Consider the following 17,164-nt stretch of genomic DNA (forward strand, 5'->3'; position numbering starts at 1 on the left):
CCCTTTGGGAACACCGTAGTAACACCGACGGAACCCATGAGACCGCAGCTTTGCCGCAATCGCGCGGTTAAGAACTCCTTATCGCCGGCGCATCGCCGGCCGTTCATCCCACAGTTCGAGGTTGCCCCAGCAAATGCGATTTGTCGTCGCGGCTTGCGCCGCGTTCATGATTTTGATGTGCGACCTCGATCCGCCGGCGTCCCGGCAAACATCAGCATTCGACACCACTACTCTCCAGAACAATCATGCCTCGCCACTTGTTCCGGTGGTCGAACTCTTCCTCGCCAGCGTGCAGGCCATCGAGCTCGCCAATGCACACGCGGCCCTTGAGGAGAAAAGCGAGCCGCCGCGCGCGGCCGAAACCGTCGCCGAGGGTCCGGTTTCGCCGACTGAACGATTCTGCCATGCACTTCGCGAAGCCGCCGAGGCCAGCGGCATTCCGGTGCCGTTCTTCGCGCGCCTGATCTGGCAGGAAAGCCGCTTCAAGTCCAACGAGGTCAGCCACGCCGGCGCCCAGGGCGTTGCGCAATTCATGCCGGAAACAGCCGCCGAGGTCGGGCTCGACGATCCCTTCGATCCGATGAAGGCGCTGCCGGCATCGGCAAAATTCCTGCGCAAGCTTCGCGACGATTTCGGCAATCTCGGCCTCGCCGCCGCCGCCTACAACGCCGGCCCCGGCCGCATCCAGAAGTGGCTGGCCAAGGAGAGCGAGCTGCCGCGCGAGACGCGCGACTATGTCCGCATCATCACCGGCACCAAGGCCGAGGACTGGACCGAGCGCGCGGAAGCGCTTGCGATCCGGATCGACCTGCCGCGCGAAGCCCCGTGCGAAGGCATCGGCAGCCTCTCGAAAGCCAAGGAAGTCGCCTGGGTTCCGGTCAACCTGACGCCATCGGTCACGACCATCATTCGCAAGGCGGAGCAGCTCGCCACACGCTTGGCGGAGAACCGCGCCCGCAAGCGGTTCGCAACCTTGCTCCGGAAGAATGCGTCGGCTCACGGCAAGGCGCGCAGCATGATTGCAGCACGCGCGGCCGGCAAGAGTGCGAAAGCCCGCGCCGTTCGCTTCGCATCACGCGAACGGCCGTCCGGCTAGTTTTGGAGCTGCCCGAGCGCTAAAATGCTCCGTTCCGCTTTCCCGACAGAGGGGTGGACCCTGTGTCTGCACGGAACCTGCGATGCCATTGAAGAGTGCCGGGATCATCGCCTATCGGAAGCGCCGCAGGCTCGAGGTTCTCCTCGTTCATCCCGGAGGGCCGTTCTGGCGCAACAAGGATCTCGGCGCATGGTCGATCCCGAAGGGCGAATATGCGGAAGAAGAAGATGCGGAAATCGCCGCGCGGCGGGAGTTTGCCGAAGAGCTTGGGCTTGAGCTGTCCGTGCCGCTGATCGCGCTTGGAGAGGTCAAGCAGCGCGGCGGCAAGCTCGTCACCGCGTTTGCTGCCGAGCTCGACATCGATACGAGCAGCATTCGCAGCAACACGTTCGAGATCGAATGGCCGCCACGCAGCGGCAAACGGCAGACCTTCCCGGAGGTCGATCGCGCCGAATGGTTCACGCTCAAAGAGGCGCAGGAGAGGATCAATGCAGGACAACGCCCGCTGCTTGATCGGCTAGAGCGACTGGCCAGCGGCGAGTAGGCGCGTCGCGATGACGGCTATTCCGAGCAAAGCAGACTTTCCTACTCCGCCTTGATGTTCGCGGCGGCCACGACCTCGGCAAGCTCCTTCGTTTCCTTCGCGATCTTGGCGGCGTACTCAGTCGGGCTGAGCACGCTGACCACGCCCTGCGAGCCGAGCTTCTCCTCAACAGCCGGATCCTTGGCAGCGGTGACGATCTCCCGGTGAAGCGTCTCCAGGATCGGCGCCGGCGTCGCCTTCGGCATGAAGAAGCCGACCCAGAACGAGATGTCGAAGCCGGGATAGCCGGCTTCCGCGACGGTGGGCACATCGGGCAGCGCCGGCAGCCGCTCGGCTGACGACACCGCCAGCGCGCGCAGCTTGCCGGCCTTGACCAGCGGCACGGCGGAGAGCGGATCGAACACCGCCAGCACCTCCTGCGCGAGCAGGCCGACCTCGGACGCCGAACCGCCGCGATAGGGCACGTGGATCATCTTGATGCCAGCCTTCTGGCTGAGCAGCTCCATGGCGAGATGAGCGAGGTTGCCGTTGCCGCCCGAGCCATAAGCGAGCGCGCCGGGTGCGGCCTTCGCCGCGGCGACAAGATCGGCGACAGTCTTGATGCCGGCGGTCTTGCGATTCTCCGGATTGACCACGAGCACCAGCGGCGCCGAGACTACGGTCGTGAGCGGCGCAAAGTCCTTCTCCGGATCGTAGCGGATATCTTTGAACAGCGTCTTGTTGAGCGTGATCGTGGACGAGTTGCAGGCGAGAATGGTGTAGCCATCGCCTTCCGCACGCGCGACGCCTTCGGCGGCGATCATGCCATTGGCGCCGGCGCGGTTCTCGACCACGAAGGGCTGGCCGAGCTTGTTGCTTAAGCGATCGCCGATGATGCGCGCGACCACGTCGACCGGGCCGCCGGCGCTGAAGCCGACCGCGATCTTGATGGGCCGCGCCGGATATTTCTGCGCGAGCGCCTGTGTCGTCACGCACAATCCGGCGACAATCGCCATCAGGCGAAGCGTTCGTTGCATTCGTTCCCTCCCCAGACCTGATCGCGCCGCTTGTGCATGTTGGCGCGGCGCGCTCGAGGGACATGATGAGCGGCGGCGCCGAAATTCGCAATCGCGTCTGCGCGCCGGCATTCCGCCGCGCGGCACGAGAGAGCAGCTCCGCAACAAAAAATGCGAAAACAACCCCATGCACAGTAGCCGACCGTTGTCGAAACAACGACTTGGGCAGGACAAAGCAGATTTCTGGTATTACGAATTCGAGTTGACACGTCGGGCAAAACACCGGCATAATGGCATGATCGCAACGGCCGTGAGCGCCAAGGCCATTTCAGCCCTGCGCGGCTCGAGCTGGTTGCACGTAAGCCCCCTTCATCGACATCTGAAAATCGCAATCACCGCGCGGCACGCGCGCGACCGGCCTCGCGCCGCAAGCGCTCGCGCCAGCGCCAGCAAAGGACCTTAGGACATGACGCCATCTCCCCATCGCACCAGCATGTCACCGATCGCGGCAACGGATCGCAGCAGACCCACGCCCCGGATCAAGCTCACCCGACGACGCCTGGAGATCCAACATCCCGACGCGCAAACTGGCGAACGGCTGCTGGCCGAGGCGCTCGGCGCAGTCGATCGCGACGCGCTGCACGGCATCCTCAAGCAATTGCTCAAGGCGAGCGTGATCGAGCAGAAGCCCAATGAGGCCAACCTCGCCTTCATGATCTCGATGATGAAGAGCATCGCACCCAGGGATTCCGTCGAGGCCATGCTGGTGGCGCAGATGGTGTCCGTCCACGTCGCGGCGATGCGCTCCGCCTGCCGCCTCGCCTTCACCGACCATCTTCAGCAGCAGGAAGGGATCACCCGCGCATTGACCCGGCTGGCCCGCACTTTTGCAGCCCAGATCGAGGCGCTCAGTCGCCACCGCAGCAGCGGCGAGCGCGCCATCACGGTGCAGAATGTGTCGGTGCAGGACGGCGGCAGCGCGATCGTGGGCAACGTCACGCAGCATGCGAGCGTCATCGTGGCGGAAGCGAGCGCGGCGGATACGGCGGCGAATGCAGAAACGGCCGCGAGCAGCGAGGACCAACGCGGAAAAGACGAGCTCTGCGAAGAGAGCGGCGCCAGCGCATGAGCCGCGATCACGTCCGTAACACGGATGCCATGCAGTCGAGCCCGCGCTGCGGCGCACGGATGCGCGGGGGTACCGTCTGCCGCGCACCGGCGCTGCACGGCAAGGCCCGCTGCCGCATGCACGGCGGCGCGTGGGGATCGGGCGCGCCGAGGGGAAATCAGAATGCACGGAAGCATGGCGCATTCGCGCAGGACGGACTAGCGGAGCAGCGCGCGATCCGGGTGCTGCTGGGTGAGACGAGGAAGCTGCTGGCCGAGCTGAAGTCAGGTTAGCGTCCGGATTCAAATGCTCGCGGCCTCGGAACTTCCCGCACTGGCATCGCTTTGAATTCGGCAAATGGAAGAATTTGCCATGACCTCCGAAACGGAACTGAAATTCCGCGTTGCGCCGCGAAACTTGTCGTCAGTGTTGCGGAACGGCCGTTTGAGCGGGCGGCGCGGCGACCAGTGCGAACAGTCGCTCGCGTCGACCTACTACGATACGACCAAGCATAAGCTCAAACGCCATGGCGTGACGTTACGCGTCCGCAAGATCGAGGGCCGCTACGTGCAGACCGTGAAAGCCGGCGGCGCGGGCAGCGTGACGCGGGGCGAATGGGAGCACGAGGTTTCCGGTGCAAACCCCGACCTGAGCAAGACGAGGCATACGCCGCTCCAGGAGCTTGCGACCCGAAAGCTTCCGCGCAAGCTGAAGCCGGTCTTCCAGACCGACATTCATCGCATGGCGCAGGCGCGACGCGTCCGGAAGAGCCAGATTGAACTTGCGGTCGACCGCGGTCGCATCAGCGCCGGACGCCATTCGCGGCCGGTTGCCGAGCTGGAGCTGGAACTGAAGTCCGGCCATGTTGCAGACCTGTTCCGCCTTGCCCGAGATCTCGAGCGCAGAACTGGGGCAGAGCTCGATCTGCGCTCGAAGGCCGAGCGAGGTTATCTGCTCGTCGCGGGTGGTGGCGGCGGCGCGCAACGCGCCGAACCGATCGCGCTGAAGGCTGGGCTGTCGCCGCGCGAGGCCTTCCGAATCATCGCGCATTCGACGCTGCGTCAGGTCACGGCGAATGCCGATCCGGTGCGTGACATGGACGCCGAAGGGGTCCATCAGATGCGCGTCGGCCTGCGGCGCCTGCGTGCGGCCATCTCGTTGTTCGCCGATATCATGCCGCGCGCGAGCACTGCGCGGATCAAGGCCGAGCTGAAATGGCTCACGGGCGAACTGGCGCCTGCGCGTGAAATCGACGTGTTCCTGAACGAGAGCATCCGGCCGATCACCGAGCAGGACGTGCCGCGACGCGGTGCCCGCGCGATCCGCAAGAGGTTCTCCGGGCAACGACAGGCGGCATTCGAGCGCGCACGCGAGGCGGTGATGTCGGGGCGTTACCGCCGCCTGCTGATCGACGTGATCGAGTGGATCGAAGGCGGACGGCCTCACACCGATGACGACCGCACGATCCCCGCCTACGCTGCGGAGATTCTCGATCGGCGCATCCGGAAGGCGCGCAAGCAGGGTAATCGACTGAACGATCTCGATCCGATGCAGCGTCACAAGCTGCGGATCAAGATCAAGAAGATTCGCTACGCCGTGGATTTCTTCGAGAGCCTCTACAGCGATGGCGACCAGAACGAGCTCGCAGCCCTGTCCGACCGGCTGAAGCAGATTCAATCCGCGCTGGGATCGCTGAACGACTTCATGGCGCATCGCGAGCTGGCGACGGAGGCTGCATTGACGGCGCCGCCTGCGCACCGCCGCGCTCAGGCTTTCGCGGCGGGCATCATCGTCGGTGCGGAACGCAAGGCCGCGGACGGCCTGATGCAGGACGCAGCAAACGAGCTGCATCGGTTGCGCCGGCTGCGCGCGGCGCCGAATGGACGAGCGTAGGAGCACCGACATGGGATCCGACATGGCTTGGGTCGGCAATTGGCGAAATCAATTCGGCTCCATCTTGCGCATCACTGATGATGCGAACGGCCGCATCGCGGGGAATTTCGAGACCGCGCTCGAAGACAGCGGTTTTTACGGGCAGGCGGTGCCGATCACCGGGTTTCACAAGGGCAATTGCATCGCCTTTGTCGCGGTGGGCTCATCTGCGACGGGCGACCGGGCCGTCTCCTATACCGGACTGCTGCGCCACGGAAAGATGGAGACCGCCTGGTTCGTGATCGCAGACCAAGCGCTGAGCGCGGCCAGGGAGGGTGAGCCGGCGAAGCTGAAACCACAGAATTGGTGGCGCGCCGTGACCTCGAACGTCGATACGTTCGAACGGAGCTACGGCCACTCATAAATCGTGTCCGCTTCGCTCTGCTTACGGCGCACAGCGGACTTTCTCGTGAATTCCAACCGCGTTGCGCGAAAACTCCCGCCTACTGTCCGTCCACGGAGAAGGCGAGCAGCACGTTGCCGGGCGCGGTACCATAATTGGTGTAGCCCGAGTTGACGTAGAGGATGCCCCCGGCGATCACCGGTCCCGGCCCATCGAGCGAGCCGCCATGCGCCGACACGCCGTTTACGGTCGCATAGTCCCGCATGGTGTCGACGTCCCAGATGATCTCGCCGCTCTTGGCGGCATAGGCCCGCAGGTGGCCGTCCAGTCCGCCGGAGAACACCACACCAGGAATGGCGGTTACCGCAGCCGACTGCGCAGGGCTGCATCCCGGCCGATCTCCGCAGCCCGGATGTGCCGCGTGCCAGACGATCTCGCCCGTCGCCTGGGTCATCGCATACAGCCCGCCGCCCTGACTTGGATCGAGCTTCATGGGTATCCCGAAGACCGATTTCTGCGCGCCGGGGGCGGCCGGCGGCACGGCCTTCATGCCGACATCCGACACCGCGACATAGACGTTCGCATCATCCGCAGCCGAGCCCCATTGCACGCCGCCGAGTGTGCTGCCGAGTCCCACCCGGCGCTGCCAGATGATGGCACCATCGCGGTCCGGATCGAGCGCGTACACCATGCCGGATTTCTGGCCGGCAATGAGCGCACGACGTCCGTCAAGTAGATCGACCAGCATCGGAGAGGAGCCGAAATCGAAATCGGGACCCTTGGTGCCGGGGCAGTTAGCGCGATACTGGCTGCTGCACGCGACGTTGTAGGCATCACCCTCGGTCAGCTGCCGCGACCAGACGAGCCGTCCGGTGCCCAGATCGAAGGCCACAAACGCGTCGGAGGTCGTGGAAGCCGGGTCCAGATAACTGTCGCCCGTCGTCGCATAGATCCGACTTGTCTTGAGGTCGACGGTCGGCGACGACCAGATCGCGCCGCCAGAGGGTCCGAAGAGTTGGACACCGATCTCGTTGAGGCGGATTGGCCGGGCCGGCGGGCTGACATAGCCGCGCCACAGCACCTCGCCGGTCCTGGCGTCGAGCGCGGCGATCAGACCGCGGAAGGTGCAGCAAGAATAGTGTGGATCGATCGCCAATACCTCTTCGACGGAGGAGACTGGCACATAAAGCACATTATTGGCCAATGTCGGCGCGCCCGTGATCACGGCTCCCGCATGCGCATCGACACGTCGCCTCCACAGCAGCTTTCCGCTCTCGGCATCGAGCGCATAAGTTTCACCGCGTTGATCGCCGAAATAGGCGGTCGTGCCCCGCTCATCCTCGCCGATGGTGATCGCGGTGCGTACGCCAAAGCCGGCGTCGAACACCCAGCGCTGGCAGCCAAGTCTGGCATCCAGCGCATAGACCTTGCCCCCCGCACTGCCCACGAAGACCCGGCCGCCCCAAACCGTCGGCTGCGCGTAGGCTCTGGTATCGCCGGGAAAGCCGAACGCCCATTTGAGCTTCAGACGCGGAACATCGTCCGGCGAAAGCTGGGCCATGGCAGCGGGTTGAAACCGGTGTTGAGCGATGTCGACGCCCCAGCCGTTCCAGCGCGGCAACGAAGCGTCCGCTACCGCGGGGCCCCGCACATCGCACGTGGAATCCGGCAGTGCTTGCTGCTGCTCCGGCGCTGTCCCGACGAGATAGCGAACGATGGCCTGAATTTCGCGTTGGCTCAGGTCGCGCCCCTGCTGGCTCATCATGCCGAACATCAAGGCAAAGCTCATGCGCTCAGGCCTGAATTGCCGCAGCGCGTTGGCGTCAGGCGCACGTGCCACGCCACCCTCGTGGCACGATGCGCAGCGGGTGCGGTAGAGCACCTCGCCACGCGAGTTTAGCGCCTCCTCCGCATGAACCGGAAGCACGCCAGTGAGCAATATGCCCACTCCAAGCAGGAGGCGTGCGGAGAGCGTGCATCCAGAGCGGCGCCTGGCCGTACTCGTCATTCTCGCCTCCCTCGCATAACTGAAGCGTGCTTCGGCAACAGAAGATCAGCGCGCGCGGTCGTCAACGCGTACCACGAATAAACAACCAAAGCGAGCTTGAGGGATCCAGGATTACCGGTGGCGGTCATCTCGCGATACGGTCCTGTGACGGGCCGCCTGCGCCGCGGCTTATCCGCTTGCGCGGCGTCTGCCTCGTAGGCGCCTCGGGAAGGACCCGAAACGGCAGTTCTCGGGCGCAAACGGGACGTTGGCAGGAAGGGTGAGGGTCCGCAGAGAGCCAATTTCGGCGGATTCATCGGGACTTTAGGCGGATTGATGTCCGCGCTAGCGCGGCGTGATCTCATTGACGGCAGCAATCTGCAGCCCAGCCTCGTTCAGGGCTTCAGTGATCTGCTTGGCCAGCAGCTTGGCTTCTTCGGTTCCGATTTGGACGTCAGGATGTCCTTTGAAGAACGCGCAAACCGTCGTGGCGATGATGGTATTCACCTGGTGCGGATCATCCATTTTCTGCACGCGAAATTGCGAATGACTTCACCGGATCGGCGGTGCGTCAGCCTGCGGGACCGAGACGATCATCGCAAGCCAAAGAACGAAAGAATGGCCGCGATCACAACGACGAGCCCTATGAGGTAATCAGGCCGTTCTTCGCAATTCTCCTCTTCGACTTGATGACTTGAATTTATTCGAGGGTCGTGGGCGTATCCTTGGCATTACACTGCTGAACGGTCAGCTTCTCGATCTCCACTTCCTTCTCTATGGCCGTTAGTGAGTTGCCGATCTTGTCGACGATCCTGACCAGATCGGTATTGGAGATGCGAAGCCGCCTGCGTACGGACTTGACCTGCACTGCGTTCGCAAGATCGAGCGTTGTGCGGATGGGCCGTGGCGGTCTTGAGGACAGCATGAGTAGATCTCCTGACCGAGGTAAGAGCGACGATGTCTTTTTTGTTCCTATCGTCCGCCGACCGAAGGCCCCCGAACGGAGATGAGTACGGCGAGGCGGCTGGCAGCCGTCGCGGGCACCGCGGAGCCAGCTGCGACAGGTTCAGATGGCCGCCCTCATCCGCGCGGCGTAGCGCCATGGCCCGCTACCGCGCCGCGAACGGTTTCGATTGTGGCGCGTTGCAACGCGGCTCGCCTCTCGGCAATGGCATTGCCCAAGAGGTCGAGCACCAGCCCAAATGCCGCCAGCTCCTCCCCCTCGATAGCGCCGTCATCGTAGCACTCGAGCGTTTCAGCGATGATGGCGTCGGCCTCGCGCTGCAGGGCCAGAAGTTCCTGATTGGATTCCACGGTGCGCGCGCTGGAAACCATGGCCAGGATTCTCTTGCGATGGCTGGTGTTGTCCTCCCTTTCGTCGCGGTTCAAATAGCGACGCAACCAGGCGCCGGCCGAGCCGATTCCGGAGAGAAGCAGGAGCCCGAACCAGAAGTAATCGCCATACCGGTCGAGGAAGGTGCGTTCATTGCCGTCGATGACGGCCGCCGCTCCCCGATGGACCTGCAGCTCGGTGTCCTTCTCGAGGTCCGGCTTGGTGATGTGCGCAGCGCCGGGGGCCAGCCGCGCAATCGTCTGGCGAATGGCAAAGAGCTGCCGGAAAAAGGCGGCGACCGTCGTTTCGGACAAGGTCTTTCTCGCCACGATGAGATGGCTGACGCTGACTGTCTCAACTTTGTCATCCGGCCAGGCTGGATCCGCATTGAAGACGCTGGGCGGAATCTCCTCGGATTCATAGCGGGGATACTTCAGGGCGATCGCTTCCGATGTCTCGATGGCGAGAAACTTCGGCTCGCCGCGTGCCCGCGCCGTTGCGACGACGGCCTCCGCTGTAATTTTGCTGTCGAGCGGCCCGACCGCCATGAATGCATCGAGGGTGCGATCGCGCGCCAGCTCCTGGATCTGTTCAGTGCCAAAGTGCGTCACCGCGACCTTGTCCGCCTGCACTCCGGCGGCGCTCAGGATGACGCGCAGCAACGCGGCGTTCGCCGGGGCCCGCCCGATCACGCCGACACGGCGCCCTGCGAGATCGGCGACCTCCTTGATTTTCGGCGGGCTCCTTCTTTTCGAACTCTTGCCGGCAAGTCCAGACGGCGCCCACAGCACAACGAAGTTCTTGCGCAAGACGGCGACGGTTTGCGCCGCGGCGGGCATTTCCAGGTCGCCGCGGCCGACGGCAAGGTCCGCCTTGCCAGCCCCAAGCAGAGCGAGAGACTCCACCGCCCCTTCGGTTTTGATCGGAGCCAGCCTGATAGTTCGGCTTTCGCTGCCGAAGGCATCGGCCATCGCCTGAATGACTTTGTAGTCGTCGCTGCCCGGCGGTCCAACGGCGATCCGGAGAATGTCCGGCCGCAACGCATAATAGAGTGCACCCGTTGCGGCGCCGAAAACAAGAAATCCAACGGCGAGGACCAACAGTAAGGAATTGCTCCTTCTCCGCTCTCGGCGGGCCGCGTCACTGGTCGTCTGACTTGGACTCTCGGACGAGGACATTGCCGCTGCCGCCGCAGATCAAGGCGCCTCCCGCTTGGCAGGATACCACGTTTTCCCGAGCATAACGTCTTGGCGGCCGTCCTGGTTCACAACCGTCCGAGGCCGCCTGAACGCCTGCCAAGCGCGCCGTCGTGACGGCCGGCACTCGGCAAGGGTCATGCTGATTGCCGGCTGCCTGCACACCTGGTCTTTCGCGCGGTGATCCAGAGAAGCCACATTCCGGAATGAGGGGGTCCCGCTGCCGCCATTGGCGCCCGCCCCGCGATCATGTACGCCGATCCGAAATCTTCTCGGGACGGGACGCCCATGACGACCGCTGCCACGAAAGACGCGGGAGATGGCACCCGCGCGCTGATCTTTGCGCTGCTCGCGCTGGCCTGCGGCCACATGCTCTCGACCCTGCTGCGCACCATTCCGGCCGTCAGCCTTGACCTGATGGCGGCGGATTTCGACATGGAGCCGCAGGCGCTCGCCAGCCTCACCTCGGTCTATCCCTTCGCCTTTGCCGCGGCGCAGATCCCGGTCGGCGCGGCGATGGATCGCTTCGGCGTGCGGCCGGTGGCGCTCAGCCTGCTCGCGGGAACCGTGATCGGTGCCATCGCGTCGGGGTTTGCGACCCGGCCTGCGAGCTTTGCAGTCGGGCAGGTGCTGCTCGGCGTTGCCACCTCGGGCATGCTGATGTGCCCGATGACTCTTGCCGCCAAGCAATTGTCGGCCGGCCGCTTCGGGCTATGGTCGGGCGCGATCCTCTCGATCGGCAATATCGGCATGCTGCTGTCGTCGAGCCCGCTCGCCTTTGTAGTCGACAATTGGGGCTGGCGCGCCGGGTTCTGGATCTCCGCAGCTGGCGGCGTCGCGGTGGCGCTCGCCGTGTTCGCGCTGGTGCCGCACCAGGCGGCCGAGCACAAGGACGATTCCTCGCCGCTATCGCAGATGATCGAGGTGCTCCGGCTCGGACTGTCGCGGCCCTTGCGCGGCCTGATCGCGTTGGCGCTGGTATCGCTCGCGAGCTCGCTGGTGCTGCGCGGCCTGTGGGGCGGACCGTGGCTGATGCAGGTCAAGGACCTGTCGCGGGTCGAGGCCGGCAACCAGCTCGGCGCGTTCACGCTGGCGATGATCGCCGGCCCGCTGTGCATCGGCATGATCGACCGGAGGCTGGGCCGCCGCCGCGCGCTGGTGGCGGCCTCGCATATGGTCGGGGCGCTGCTCCTGGCGCTGATGGCGTTGGGGGCGCCGCATTACCCGGTCTCCGTGCTGTTCGGCCTGCCATCGATGCCGCCACAATACGACCTTGTGCTGTTCGTGCTCATTGGCCTTGCGACCTCCGCGCAGCCGTTGCTGTTCGGCATGTCCCGGCAGCTGGTCGATGCGCAAACCGCGGGCAAGGCGCTCGCGGCCGTGAACCTCGCATTCTTTCTCGGCGCGGCCTTGATGCAGTCGGTCACCGGTGCGGTGGCGGCGCTCGCCGGCCTGCCGGCGGTGCTGCTGTTCATGGCTGCCATGCTGGCATTCGGCGTGCTGATCTTCTTGGCTTACACCTCGCCAAGCCCATAAAGCGCGATGAGATCAGAATGAATCGTCATCGCGCTTTTAGGTTATTTGTTTGAGCATGATCTTTTCGGAAAACCGCTGCACACTTTTCCGGATCATGCTCTAGGATGACGCGCCCCGCCCGCCAAAGGAATCGCTCATGCCCGTCGACACCAAAGCCGCCACCGACCGCCTCATGCGCTTCCTCTCCGTCGAGGGCGTGACGGGACAGGAGGCGGCGATCGGGCGAGAGCTCACGGCCGCGCTGAAGGAATGCGGCGTGCCGGCCAAGGCGATCCGGCTCGACGATGCCAACACCCGCATTCCCGTGCCGACCGAGACCGGCAACCTCATCGTCGACCTGCCCGGCCGCGGCGCGCTGCACAACCAGCCGCGCATCATGTTCATGACCCACATGGACACCGTGCCGCTCTGCGCCGGCGCGAAGCCGAAGAAATCAGGCCGCAAGATCGTCAACGCGGCCAAGACCGCGCTCGGCGGCGACAATCGCTGCGGCTGCGGCGTGCTGGTGACGCTGGCCGCAGAGCTTGCGAAGCAGAAGCTCGATCATCCGCCGATCACGCTCTTGTTCTGCGTGCGCGAGGAGAGCGGGCTCTATGGCGCGCGCCACGTCAAGCTCGACGAGCTCGGCGCGCCGGTGATGGCCTTCAACTATGACGGCGGCTCGGCCTCCAACGTCGTCATCGGCGCGGTCGGCGCCGACCGCTGGACCGTCGAGATCTTCGGCCGCGCCTCCCACGCCGGCGTGGCGCCGGAGCGCGGCATCTCCTCGACCATGATCATGGCGCTGGCGCTCGCCGAGGTGAAGGCGGGCGGCTGGTTCGGCAAGGTGGTGAAGGGCAAGCAGCAAGGCACCAGCAATGTCGGTCCCGTCACCGGCGGCGAGGGCCGCCCGGCGGGCGATGCCACCAATGTCGTCACCGACTACGTGCATGTGCGCGGCGAATGCCGCAGCCATGACGGAAAGTTCTTCAAGGAGATCACCAAGGCCTACAAGGCCGCGTTCGAGAAGGCCGCCAAGAAAGTCACCAACGCGCAAGGCAAATCCGGCAAGGTCAAGTTCAAGGCGCAGACCGACTATTATCCGTTCCGCATGAAGGAGAGCCTGCCCGTGGTCAAACGCGCGATCGCGGCGGTCTCTGCCGTGGGCGGAACTCCGAACGTGCGCGCCGCCAATGGCGGCTTGGATGCCAACTGGATGGTCCGCCACGGCATTCCGACCGTGACCTTCGGCGCCGGACAGAACGAGGCGCACACGATCGACGAATGGATCAATCTCGACGAATACGACCGCGCCTGCGCGCTGGCGCTGCAGCTCGCGACGATGCGGTGAGCCGCCCTGCACGGTGCGCGCTTGCCCGCCGGTGCGCACCGTCCTAGCCTGCAAAGAAAACGCAGGAAGGAACCATGGCGCGTATCACAACGACCGAGACCGGACTCTACCGGATCCCCCTCCCCATCACGCTCTCCGACTCCACCCATGGCGAGATCGCCGCGTTCGAGCTGATCACCTGCCGCATCCGTGATGCCGACGGCGCCGAGGGTGTCGGCTACACCTACACTGTCGGGCGCAACGGCGGCGCCGCGGCCGACATCCTCACGCGCGAGATCCCCGCGCTGATCGAGGGACGCGAGGCCGACGACACCGAAGCGATCTGGCATCACCTCTGGTGGGCGCTGCATTATGGCGGCCGCGGCGGGCCGGTGGTGCTGGCGCTGTCCGCGCTCGATATCGCGCTGTGGGACCTGAAGGCGCGGCGCGCCAAGCTGCCGCTGTTCCGCCTGCTCGGCGGTTTCGACGCGGCCGTGCCGTGTTATGCCGGCGGCATCGACCTCGATCTTTCCGTCGATGCGCTGCTCAAGCAGACCGACGGCAATCTCGCCAAGGGATTTCGCGCCATCAAGATGAAGGTCGGCCGGCCCGACCTGAAATCCGACGTCGCCCGTGTCTCCGCGATGCGGCAGCATCTCGGCGACGGTTTTCCGCTGATGGCGGACGCCAACATGAAATGGACGGTCGAGGAGGCGATCCGCGCCGCGCGTGCTTTCGTTCCCTACGACCTCACTTGGCTCGAGGAGCCGATCATCCCCGATGACGTCGCAGGCCACGCACGGATCATGCAGGCCGGTGGCGTGCCGATCGCGGCCGGCGAGAATTTGCGCTCGCTGTGGGAGTTCAAGAACTACATCGCCAGTGGCGCGGTGTCCTATCCCGAACCCGACGTCACCAATTGCGGCGGCGTGAGTGCGTTCATGAAGATCGCGCGGCTGGCCGAGGCCTTCAACCTGCCGGTCACCAGCCACGGTGCGCACGACATCACCGTGCATCTGCTCGCGGCCTGTCCGAACCGCTCCTATCTGGAGGCGCATGGTTTCGGGCTGGACAAATATATCGAGCATCCGCTGGTGCTGAAGGACGGCATGGCGCTGGCGCCGGACCGGCCCGGCCACGGCATCGGTTTTGACTGGAAGGGGCTGGCGAAGCTGGCGGGGTAGCGGGCGGTGCGCTTAACCTCTCCCGCTTGCGGGAGAGGTCGTATCGCATCGAAAGATGCGATACGGGTGAGGGTTCTTTCCTCTTGGGGAATCCCATTGCGGAGCCAACCCTCTCCCCACCCCTCCCGCGCAAGCGGGGGAGGGAGCACACCTTGCCCGAAGTTCGCACCGAGCTGACGGCGAGCGACGTTGCTGCACGCGAGGCATTCCAACGTGCTGGATGCAGTGCACGGATATTGCCGCTATGGGTGCCGCCGCCAATACCTTGCGAGAGTCACCCATCTTGACACCCGAGCTGCACCAGAAACTGACCGCGTGGCGCCAGCACCTGCATGCGCATCCCGAATTGTCCCTCCAGGAGAACGCCACCGCCGCTTTCGTGCAGGATAGGCTCACCGAGCTCGGCATCCCCTTCGTCTCAGACATCGGCGGGCACGGCATCGTCGCGACCTTGATGCGCGGGCATGCGCAGAGGCGCGTCGGCCTGCGCGCCGACATGGATGCGTTGCCGATCACCGAGGACACCGGCCTGCCCTACGCCTCAAAAACGCCCGGCGTGATGCATGCCTGCGGCCATGACGGGCACACCGCCTCGCTGCTCGGCGCGGCGGCGCTGCTCGCCGCCGACACCGATTGGAGCGGCACGGTCGATTTCATCTTCCAGCCGGCCGAGGAAGGTTTTGGCGGCTCGCGCGCGATGGTCGCGGCCGGGCTGTTCGACCGCTTTCCGATGGAGCGGGTGTTCGGCTTTCACAACTGGCCGGGCCTTGCCGCCGGCACCATCGCGGTCCATGACGGCGTCGTCATGGCCTCCGGCGGACGCATCACCATCACCATCGAGGGCCATGCCGGGCATGCCGGCATGCCGCATCTGACGCGCGATCCGGTGATGGCGGCCGGCCATCTGATCGTGGCACTGCAATCGATCGTGGCGCGCGGCGTCGATCCGCTCGACACCGCCGTGCTCTCGCTGTGCACGATCGAAGGCGGCACCGCGCCGAACCAGATCGCCGGACGCGTCGTGATCCGCGGCACGCTGCGATACCACCGCGATGCGGTCAAGGACACCATCCTCGACGGGATCGAGCGCACGTGCGCTGGCATCGCGACCAGCTTTGGCGTCAAGGTCACGCCCGAGATCGTCATGGGTGTGGGCGTGGTGATCAACACGCCGGCGGAAGCGGGCCTCGCCCGCATCGCTGCGGAGAAGGTGCAGGCTCCCGTGCGGCGCGACCTCGCGCCCAGCATGGCCGGCGAGGATTTTGCGTTCTACCTCCAGCAGCGGCCGGGCGCCTTCGTCTGGATCGGCAATGGGGACTTGCGCGACGGCGCGGAGCTACACGGCCCGCGCTATGATTTCAACGACGCGATCCTCCCGGTCGCGTCGAGCTGGATGGCCGAGGTCGCCAAGACGGCGTTGGCGTCGAACTAGGCCTGCTCAGGAAATCTCGCGCGGCAGCTTCCAGTCCGGCAGCGGCTCGCAAACCTCGTCAACCCGCTCGACGTGATAACCGGCGGGCAAAAGATGGCCGCCCTCCTCGTCCGCGACGGGAACGTCGGTCACCAGTCCCTCGATCAAGGCGGCTTCCCACACCTCTTTCTCGGTGGGAAAGGGACTGCCGATCTGCTTGTTGCCTTCGAACAGCGCGTACATCGGTTCCGGTCCTGCGTTGGCTAGAGCATTATCGAAAACGCTCTAAGTTCACGAGCAACGTATCGGCCGCACGGACGTTCCCTTCCGGCAAATGGCAACGGATGGCACGCAAAAGATGGCGCGCGTTCTGATCGGCACCTCCGGCTGGCACTACGCCTCCTGGCGAGGCCCGTTCTTTCCCAAGGGCGTGACGCTGAAAGAGCAGCTTCGCTACTACGCCGGACAATTCGACACCACCGAGCTGAACGGCGTGTTCTACCGCACGCCGACGCCGGAGGCGGTGAAAGGGTGGCGGGAGCAGACCGGGCGTGATTTCGTCTTCGCCTGGAAGGCGTCGAAATTCATCACGCACTGGAAGCGCCTGTCGGGCCGCTCCGTCAACAGCCTCGAGCTGCTGGAGGATCGCATCTCACGGCTGGGCGGCAAGGCCGGCCCGATCCTGTTCCAGCTCCCGCCGCAATTCGAGGCGGACGCCGACCGCCTCGCCGCCTTCTTCAAGCTGTTGTCGCGGAGGCGACGCTACAGCTTCGAATTCCGTCATCCGAGCTGGTATCAACCGCGCATTCTGCGAATGCTGGCCGACGAGAACATCTCGCTGTGCCTGTCCGACCATCACGATGCGCCGGCACCATGGAAGCGCACGGCGGATTTCGTCTATGTGCGCGGACACGGCCCGAGCGGGCGCTATCACGGGCACTATACCAAAGCCACGCTCGCGCAATGGGCGCGACGGATCAAGTCGTGGAAGCGGCAGGGCTGTGACGTCTATGTCTATTTCGACAACGACCAGAAGAGCGCGGCACCGGCCGATGCACGGGCGTTGAAGCAGTTGCTGTAGCAGGCGGACGCCGGCTCGCCCCGCATAGCTCGACCTCTTGATTCCCGCCGTGGACGAAGGGAACGGGCACCCGCTTCCCCGCGCGTTCCGCGCCTCGCGGCGCGCCCGT

The 17,164-nt window shown here is 65.0% G+C and carries 17 protein-coding genes; 11 read left to right on the plus strand and 6 right to left on the minus strand.

Annotation, left to right across the window (positions count from 1 at the left end; translation table 11 throughout):
* Positions 1-133: 133 nt before the first annotated feature.
* Positions 134-1,096, plus strand: coding sequence for a transglycosylase SLT domain-containing protein (locus ACSKB8_RS40840; protein WP_438110231.1), 963 nt, complete (start codon positions 134-136; stop codon positions 1,094-1,096).
* A gap of 82 nt (positions 1,097-1,178) precedes the next feature.
* Positions 1,179-1,640: an NUDIX domain-containing protein gene (locus ACSKB8_RS40845; RefSeq protein WP_438110233.1), complete on the plus strand. Its 462-nt coding sequence runs from the start codon at positions 1,179-1,181 to the stop codon at positions 1,638-1,640.
* A gap of 41 nt (positions 1,641-1,681) precedes the next feature.
* On the opposite strand, the gene ACSKB8_RS40850 is transcribed toward ACSKB8_RS40845, so the two are convergent.
* Complete coding sequence (locus ACSKB8_RS40850; protein WP_438110235.1) at positions 1,682-2,656, minus strand: Bug family tripartite tricarboxylate transporter substrate binding protein; 975 nt, start codon at positions 2,654-2,656, stop codon at positions 1,682-1,684.
* Between the two features lie 445 nt (positions 2,657-3,101).
* Between ACSKB8_RS40850 and ACSKB8_RS40855 the strand changes: the two genes are divergently transcribed.
* The 4 genes from ACSKB8_RS40855 to ACSKB8_RS40870 all read left to right on the plus strand — a co-directional run bounded on the left by ACSKB8_RS40855 (position 3,102) and on the right by ACSKB8_RS40870 (position 6,039).
* Positions 3,102-3,764 carry a hypothetical protein gene (locus ACSKB8_RS40855; RefSeq protein ID WP_438110237.1) on the plus strand — a complete coding sequence of 221 codons (663 nt, stop codon included), beginning with the start codon at positions 3,102-3,104 and terminating at the stop codon, positions 3,762-3,764.
* Positions 3,761-4,036, plus strand: coding sequence for an HGGxSTG domain-containing protein (locus tag ACSKB8_RS40860; RefSeq protein ID WP_438110239.1), 276 nt, complete (start codon positions 3,761-3,763; stop codon positions 4,034-4,036). Before ACSKB8_RS40855 ends, ACSKB8_RS40860 begins: the two co-directional genes overlap by 4 nt.
* Positions 4,037-4,115: 79 nt before the next feature.
* Entirely contained in the window at positions 4,116-5,636 is a 1,521-nt protein-coding gene (locus tag ACSKB8_RS40865; protein ID WP_438110241.1) for a CYTH and CHAD domain-containing protein, read from the plus strand.
* Positions 5,637-5,646: 10 nt separating this feature from the next.
* Positions 5,647-6,039 (plus strand): avidin/streptavidin family protein, encoded by a 393-nt coding sequence (locus tag ACSKB8_RS40870; protein WP_438110243.1) that lies wholly within the window; start codon positions 5,647-5,649, stop codon positions 6,037-6,039.
* Positions 6,040-6,118: 79 nt separating this feature from the next.
* On the opposite strand, the gene ACSKB8_RS40875 is transcribed toward ACSKB8_RS40870, so the two are convergent.
* From ACSKB8_RS40875 to ACSKB8_RS40890, 4 genes are all read right to left on the minus strand, one after another.
* Positions 6,119-8,026, minus strand: a complete 1,908-nt coding sequence (locus ACSKB8_RS40875; protein ID WP_438110244.1) for an outer membrane protein assembly factor BamB family protein — start codon at positions 8,024-8,026, stop codon at positions 6,119-6,121.
* Between the two features lie 324 nt (positions 8,027-8,350).
* Positions 8,351-8,530: a hypothetical protein gene (locus ACSKB8_RS40880; RefSeq protein ID WP_091893701.1), complete on the minus strand. Its 180-nt coding sequence runs from the start codon at positions 8,528-8,530 to the stop codon at positions 8,351-8,353.
* Positions 8,531-8,705: 175 nt separating this feature from the next.
* Complete coding sequence (locus tag ACSKB8_RS40885; protein WP_091893699.1) at positions 8,706-8,930, minus strand: hypothetical protein; 225 nt, start codon at positions 8,928-8,930, stop codon at positions 8,706-8,708.
* A gap of 155 nt (positions 8,931-9,085) precedes the next feature.
* Entirely contained in the window at positions 9,086-10,516 is a 1,431-nt protein-coding gene (locus ACSKB8_RS40890) for a TAXI family TRAP transporter solute-binding subunit (protein WP_438110246.1), read from the minus strand.
* A 306-nt stretch (positions 10,517-10,822) separates the two neighbouring features.
* On the opposite strand from ACSKB8_RS40890, the gene ACSKB8_RS40895 reads away from it, so the two are divergent.
* From ACSKB8_RS40895 to ACSKB8_RS40910, 4 genes are all read left to right on the plus strand, one after another.
* Positions 10,823-12,070 carry an MFS transporter gene (locus ACSKB8_RS40895; RefSeq protein ID WP_438110248.1) on the plus strand — a complete coding sequence of 416 codons (1,248 nt, stop codon included), beginning with the start codon at positions 10,823-10,825 and terminating at the stop codon, positions 12,068-12,070.
* A 136-nt stretch (positions 12,071-12,206) separates the two neighbouring features.
* The gene (locus ACSKB8_RS40900; protein WP_438110250.1) at positions 12,207-13,400 is read left to right on the plus strand and encodes a M20/M25/M40 family metallo-hydrolase; all 1,194 of its coding nucleotides are present in this window, start codon (positions 12,207-12,209) and stop codon (positions 13,398-13,400) included.
* Positions 13,401-13,474: 74 nt separating this feature from the next.
* The gene (locus ACSKB8_RS40905; protein ID WP_438110251.1) at positions 13,475-14,563 is read left to right on the plus strand and encodes a mandelate racemase/muconate lactonizing enzyme family protein; all 1,089 of its coding nucleotides are present in this window, start codon (positions 13,475-13,477) and stop codon (positions 14,561-14,563) included.
* A gap of 283 nt (positions 14,564-14,846) precedes the next feature.
* On the plus strand, positions 14,847-15,995 hold the full coding sequence (locus ACSKB8_RS40910; protein WP_438110253.1) for an amidohydrolase: 1,149 nt from the start codon (positions 14,847-14,849) through the stop codon (positions 15,993-15,995).
* A 6-nt stretch (positions 15,996-16,001) separates the two neighbouring features.
* Here ACSKB8_RS40910 and ACSKB8_RS40915 read toward each other — a convergent pair whose 3' ends face one another.
* On the minus strand, positions 16,002-16,217 hold the full coding sequence (locus ACSKB8_RS40915; protein ID WP_438110255.1) for a hypothetical protein: 216 nt from the start codon (positions 16,215-16,217) through the stop codon (positions 16,002-16,004).
* 115 nt (positions 16,218-16,332) lie between these two features.
* Here ACSKB8_RS40915 and ACSKB8_RS40920 point away from each other — a divergent pair, with 115 nt between their 5' ends.
* Positions 16,333-17,055, plus strand: a complete 723-nt coding sequence (locus ACSKB8_RS40920; RefSeq protein ID WP_438110257.1) for a DUF72 domain-containing protein — start codon at positions 16,333-16,335, stop codon at positions 17,053-17,055.
* Positions 17,056-17,164 lie beyond the last annotated feature (109 nt).

The sequence above is a fragment of the Bradyrhizobium sp. BR 1432 genome, from assembly GCF_051547705.1.
GTDB classification, from domain to species: domain Bacteria; phylum Pseudomonadota; class Alphaproteobacteria; order Rhizobiales; family Xanthobacteraceae; genus Bradyrhizobium; species Bradyrhizobium zhanjiangense.

What these genes read in the sequence shown, in the direction of transcription:
- ACSKB8_RS40840 (WP_438110231.1), top strand. Translation starts at nt 134, where the DNA reads ATGCGATTTGTCGTCGCGGCTTGCGCCGCGTTCATGATTTTGATGTGC.
- ACSKB8_RS40850 (WP_438110235.1), bottom strand. Translation starts at nt 2,656, where the DNA reads ATGCAACGAACGCTTCGCCTGATGGCGATTGTCGCCGGATTGTGCGTG.
- ACSKB8_RS40915 (WP_438110255.1), bottom strand. Translation starts at nt 16,217, where the DNA reads ATGTACGCGCTGTTCGAAGGCAACAAGCAGATCGGCAGTCCCTTTCCC.
- ACSKB8_RS40920 (WP_438110257.1), top strand. Translation starts at nt 16,333, where the DNA reads ATGGCGCGCGTTCTGATCGGCACCTCCGGCTGGCACTACGCCTCCTGG.
- ACSKB8_RS40880 (WP_091893701.1), bottom strand. Translation starts at nt 8,530, where the DNA reads ATGGATGATCCGCACCAGGTGAATACCATCATCGCCACGACGGTTTGC.
- ACSKB8_RS40865 (WP_438110241.1), top strand. Translation starts at nt 4,116, where the DNA reads ATGACCTCCGAAACGGAACTGAAATTCCGCGTTGCGCCGCGAAACTTG.
- ACSKB8_RS40875 (WP_438110244.1), bottom strand. Translation starts at nt 8,026, where the DNA reads ATGACGAGTACGGCCAGGCGCCGCTCTGGATGCACGCTCTCCGCACGC.
- ACSKB8_RS40870 (WP_438110243.1), top strand. Translation starts at nt 5,647, where the DNA reads ATGGGATCCGACATGGCTTGGGTCGGCAATTGGCGAAATCAATTCGGC.
- ACSKB8_RS40845 (WP_438110233.1), top strand. Translation starts at nt 1,179, where the DNA reads ATGCCATTGAAGAGTGCCGGGATCATCGCCTATCGGAAGCGCCGCAGG.
- ACSKB8_RS40885 (WP_091893699.1), bottom strand. Translation starts at nt 8,930, where the DNA reads ATGCTGTCCTCAAGACCGCCACGGCCCATCCGCACAACGCTCGATCTT.
- ACSKB8_RS40900 (WP_438110250.1), top strand. Translation starts at nt 12,207, where the DNA reads ATGCCCGTCGACACCAAAGCCGCCACCGACCGCCTCATGCGCTTCCTC.
- ACSKB8_RS40855 (WP_438110237.1), top strand. Translation starts at nt 3,102, where the DNA reads ATGACGCCATCTCCCCATCGCACCAGCATGTCACCGATCGCGGCAACG.
- ACSKB8_RS40895 (WP_438110248.1), top strand. Translation starts at nt 10,823, where the DNA reads ATGACGACCGCTGCCACGAAAGACGCGGGAGATGGCACCCGCGCGCTG.
- ACSKB8_RS40905 (WP_438110251.1), top strand. Translation starts at nt 13,475, where the DNA reads ATGGCGCGTATCACAACGACCGAGACCGGACTCTACCGGATCCCCCTC.
- ACSKB8_RS40890 (WP_438110246.1), bottom strand. Translation starts at nt 10,516, where the DNA reads ATGTCCTCGTCCGAGAGTCCAAGTCAGACGACCAGTGACGCGGCCCGC.
- ACSKB8_RS40860 (WP_438110239.1), top strand. Translation starts at nt 3,761, where the DNA reads ATGAGCCGCGATCACGTCCGTAACACGGATGCCATGCAGTCGAGCCCG.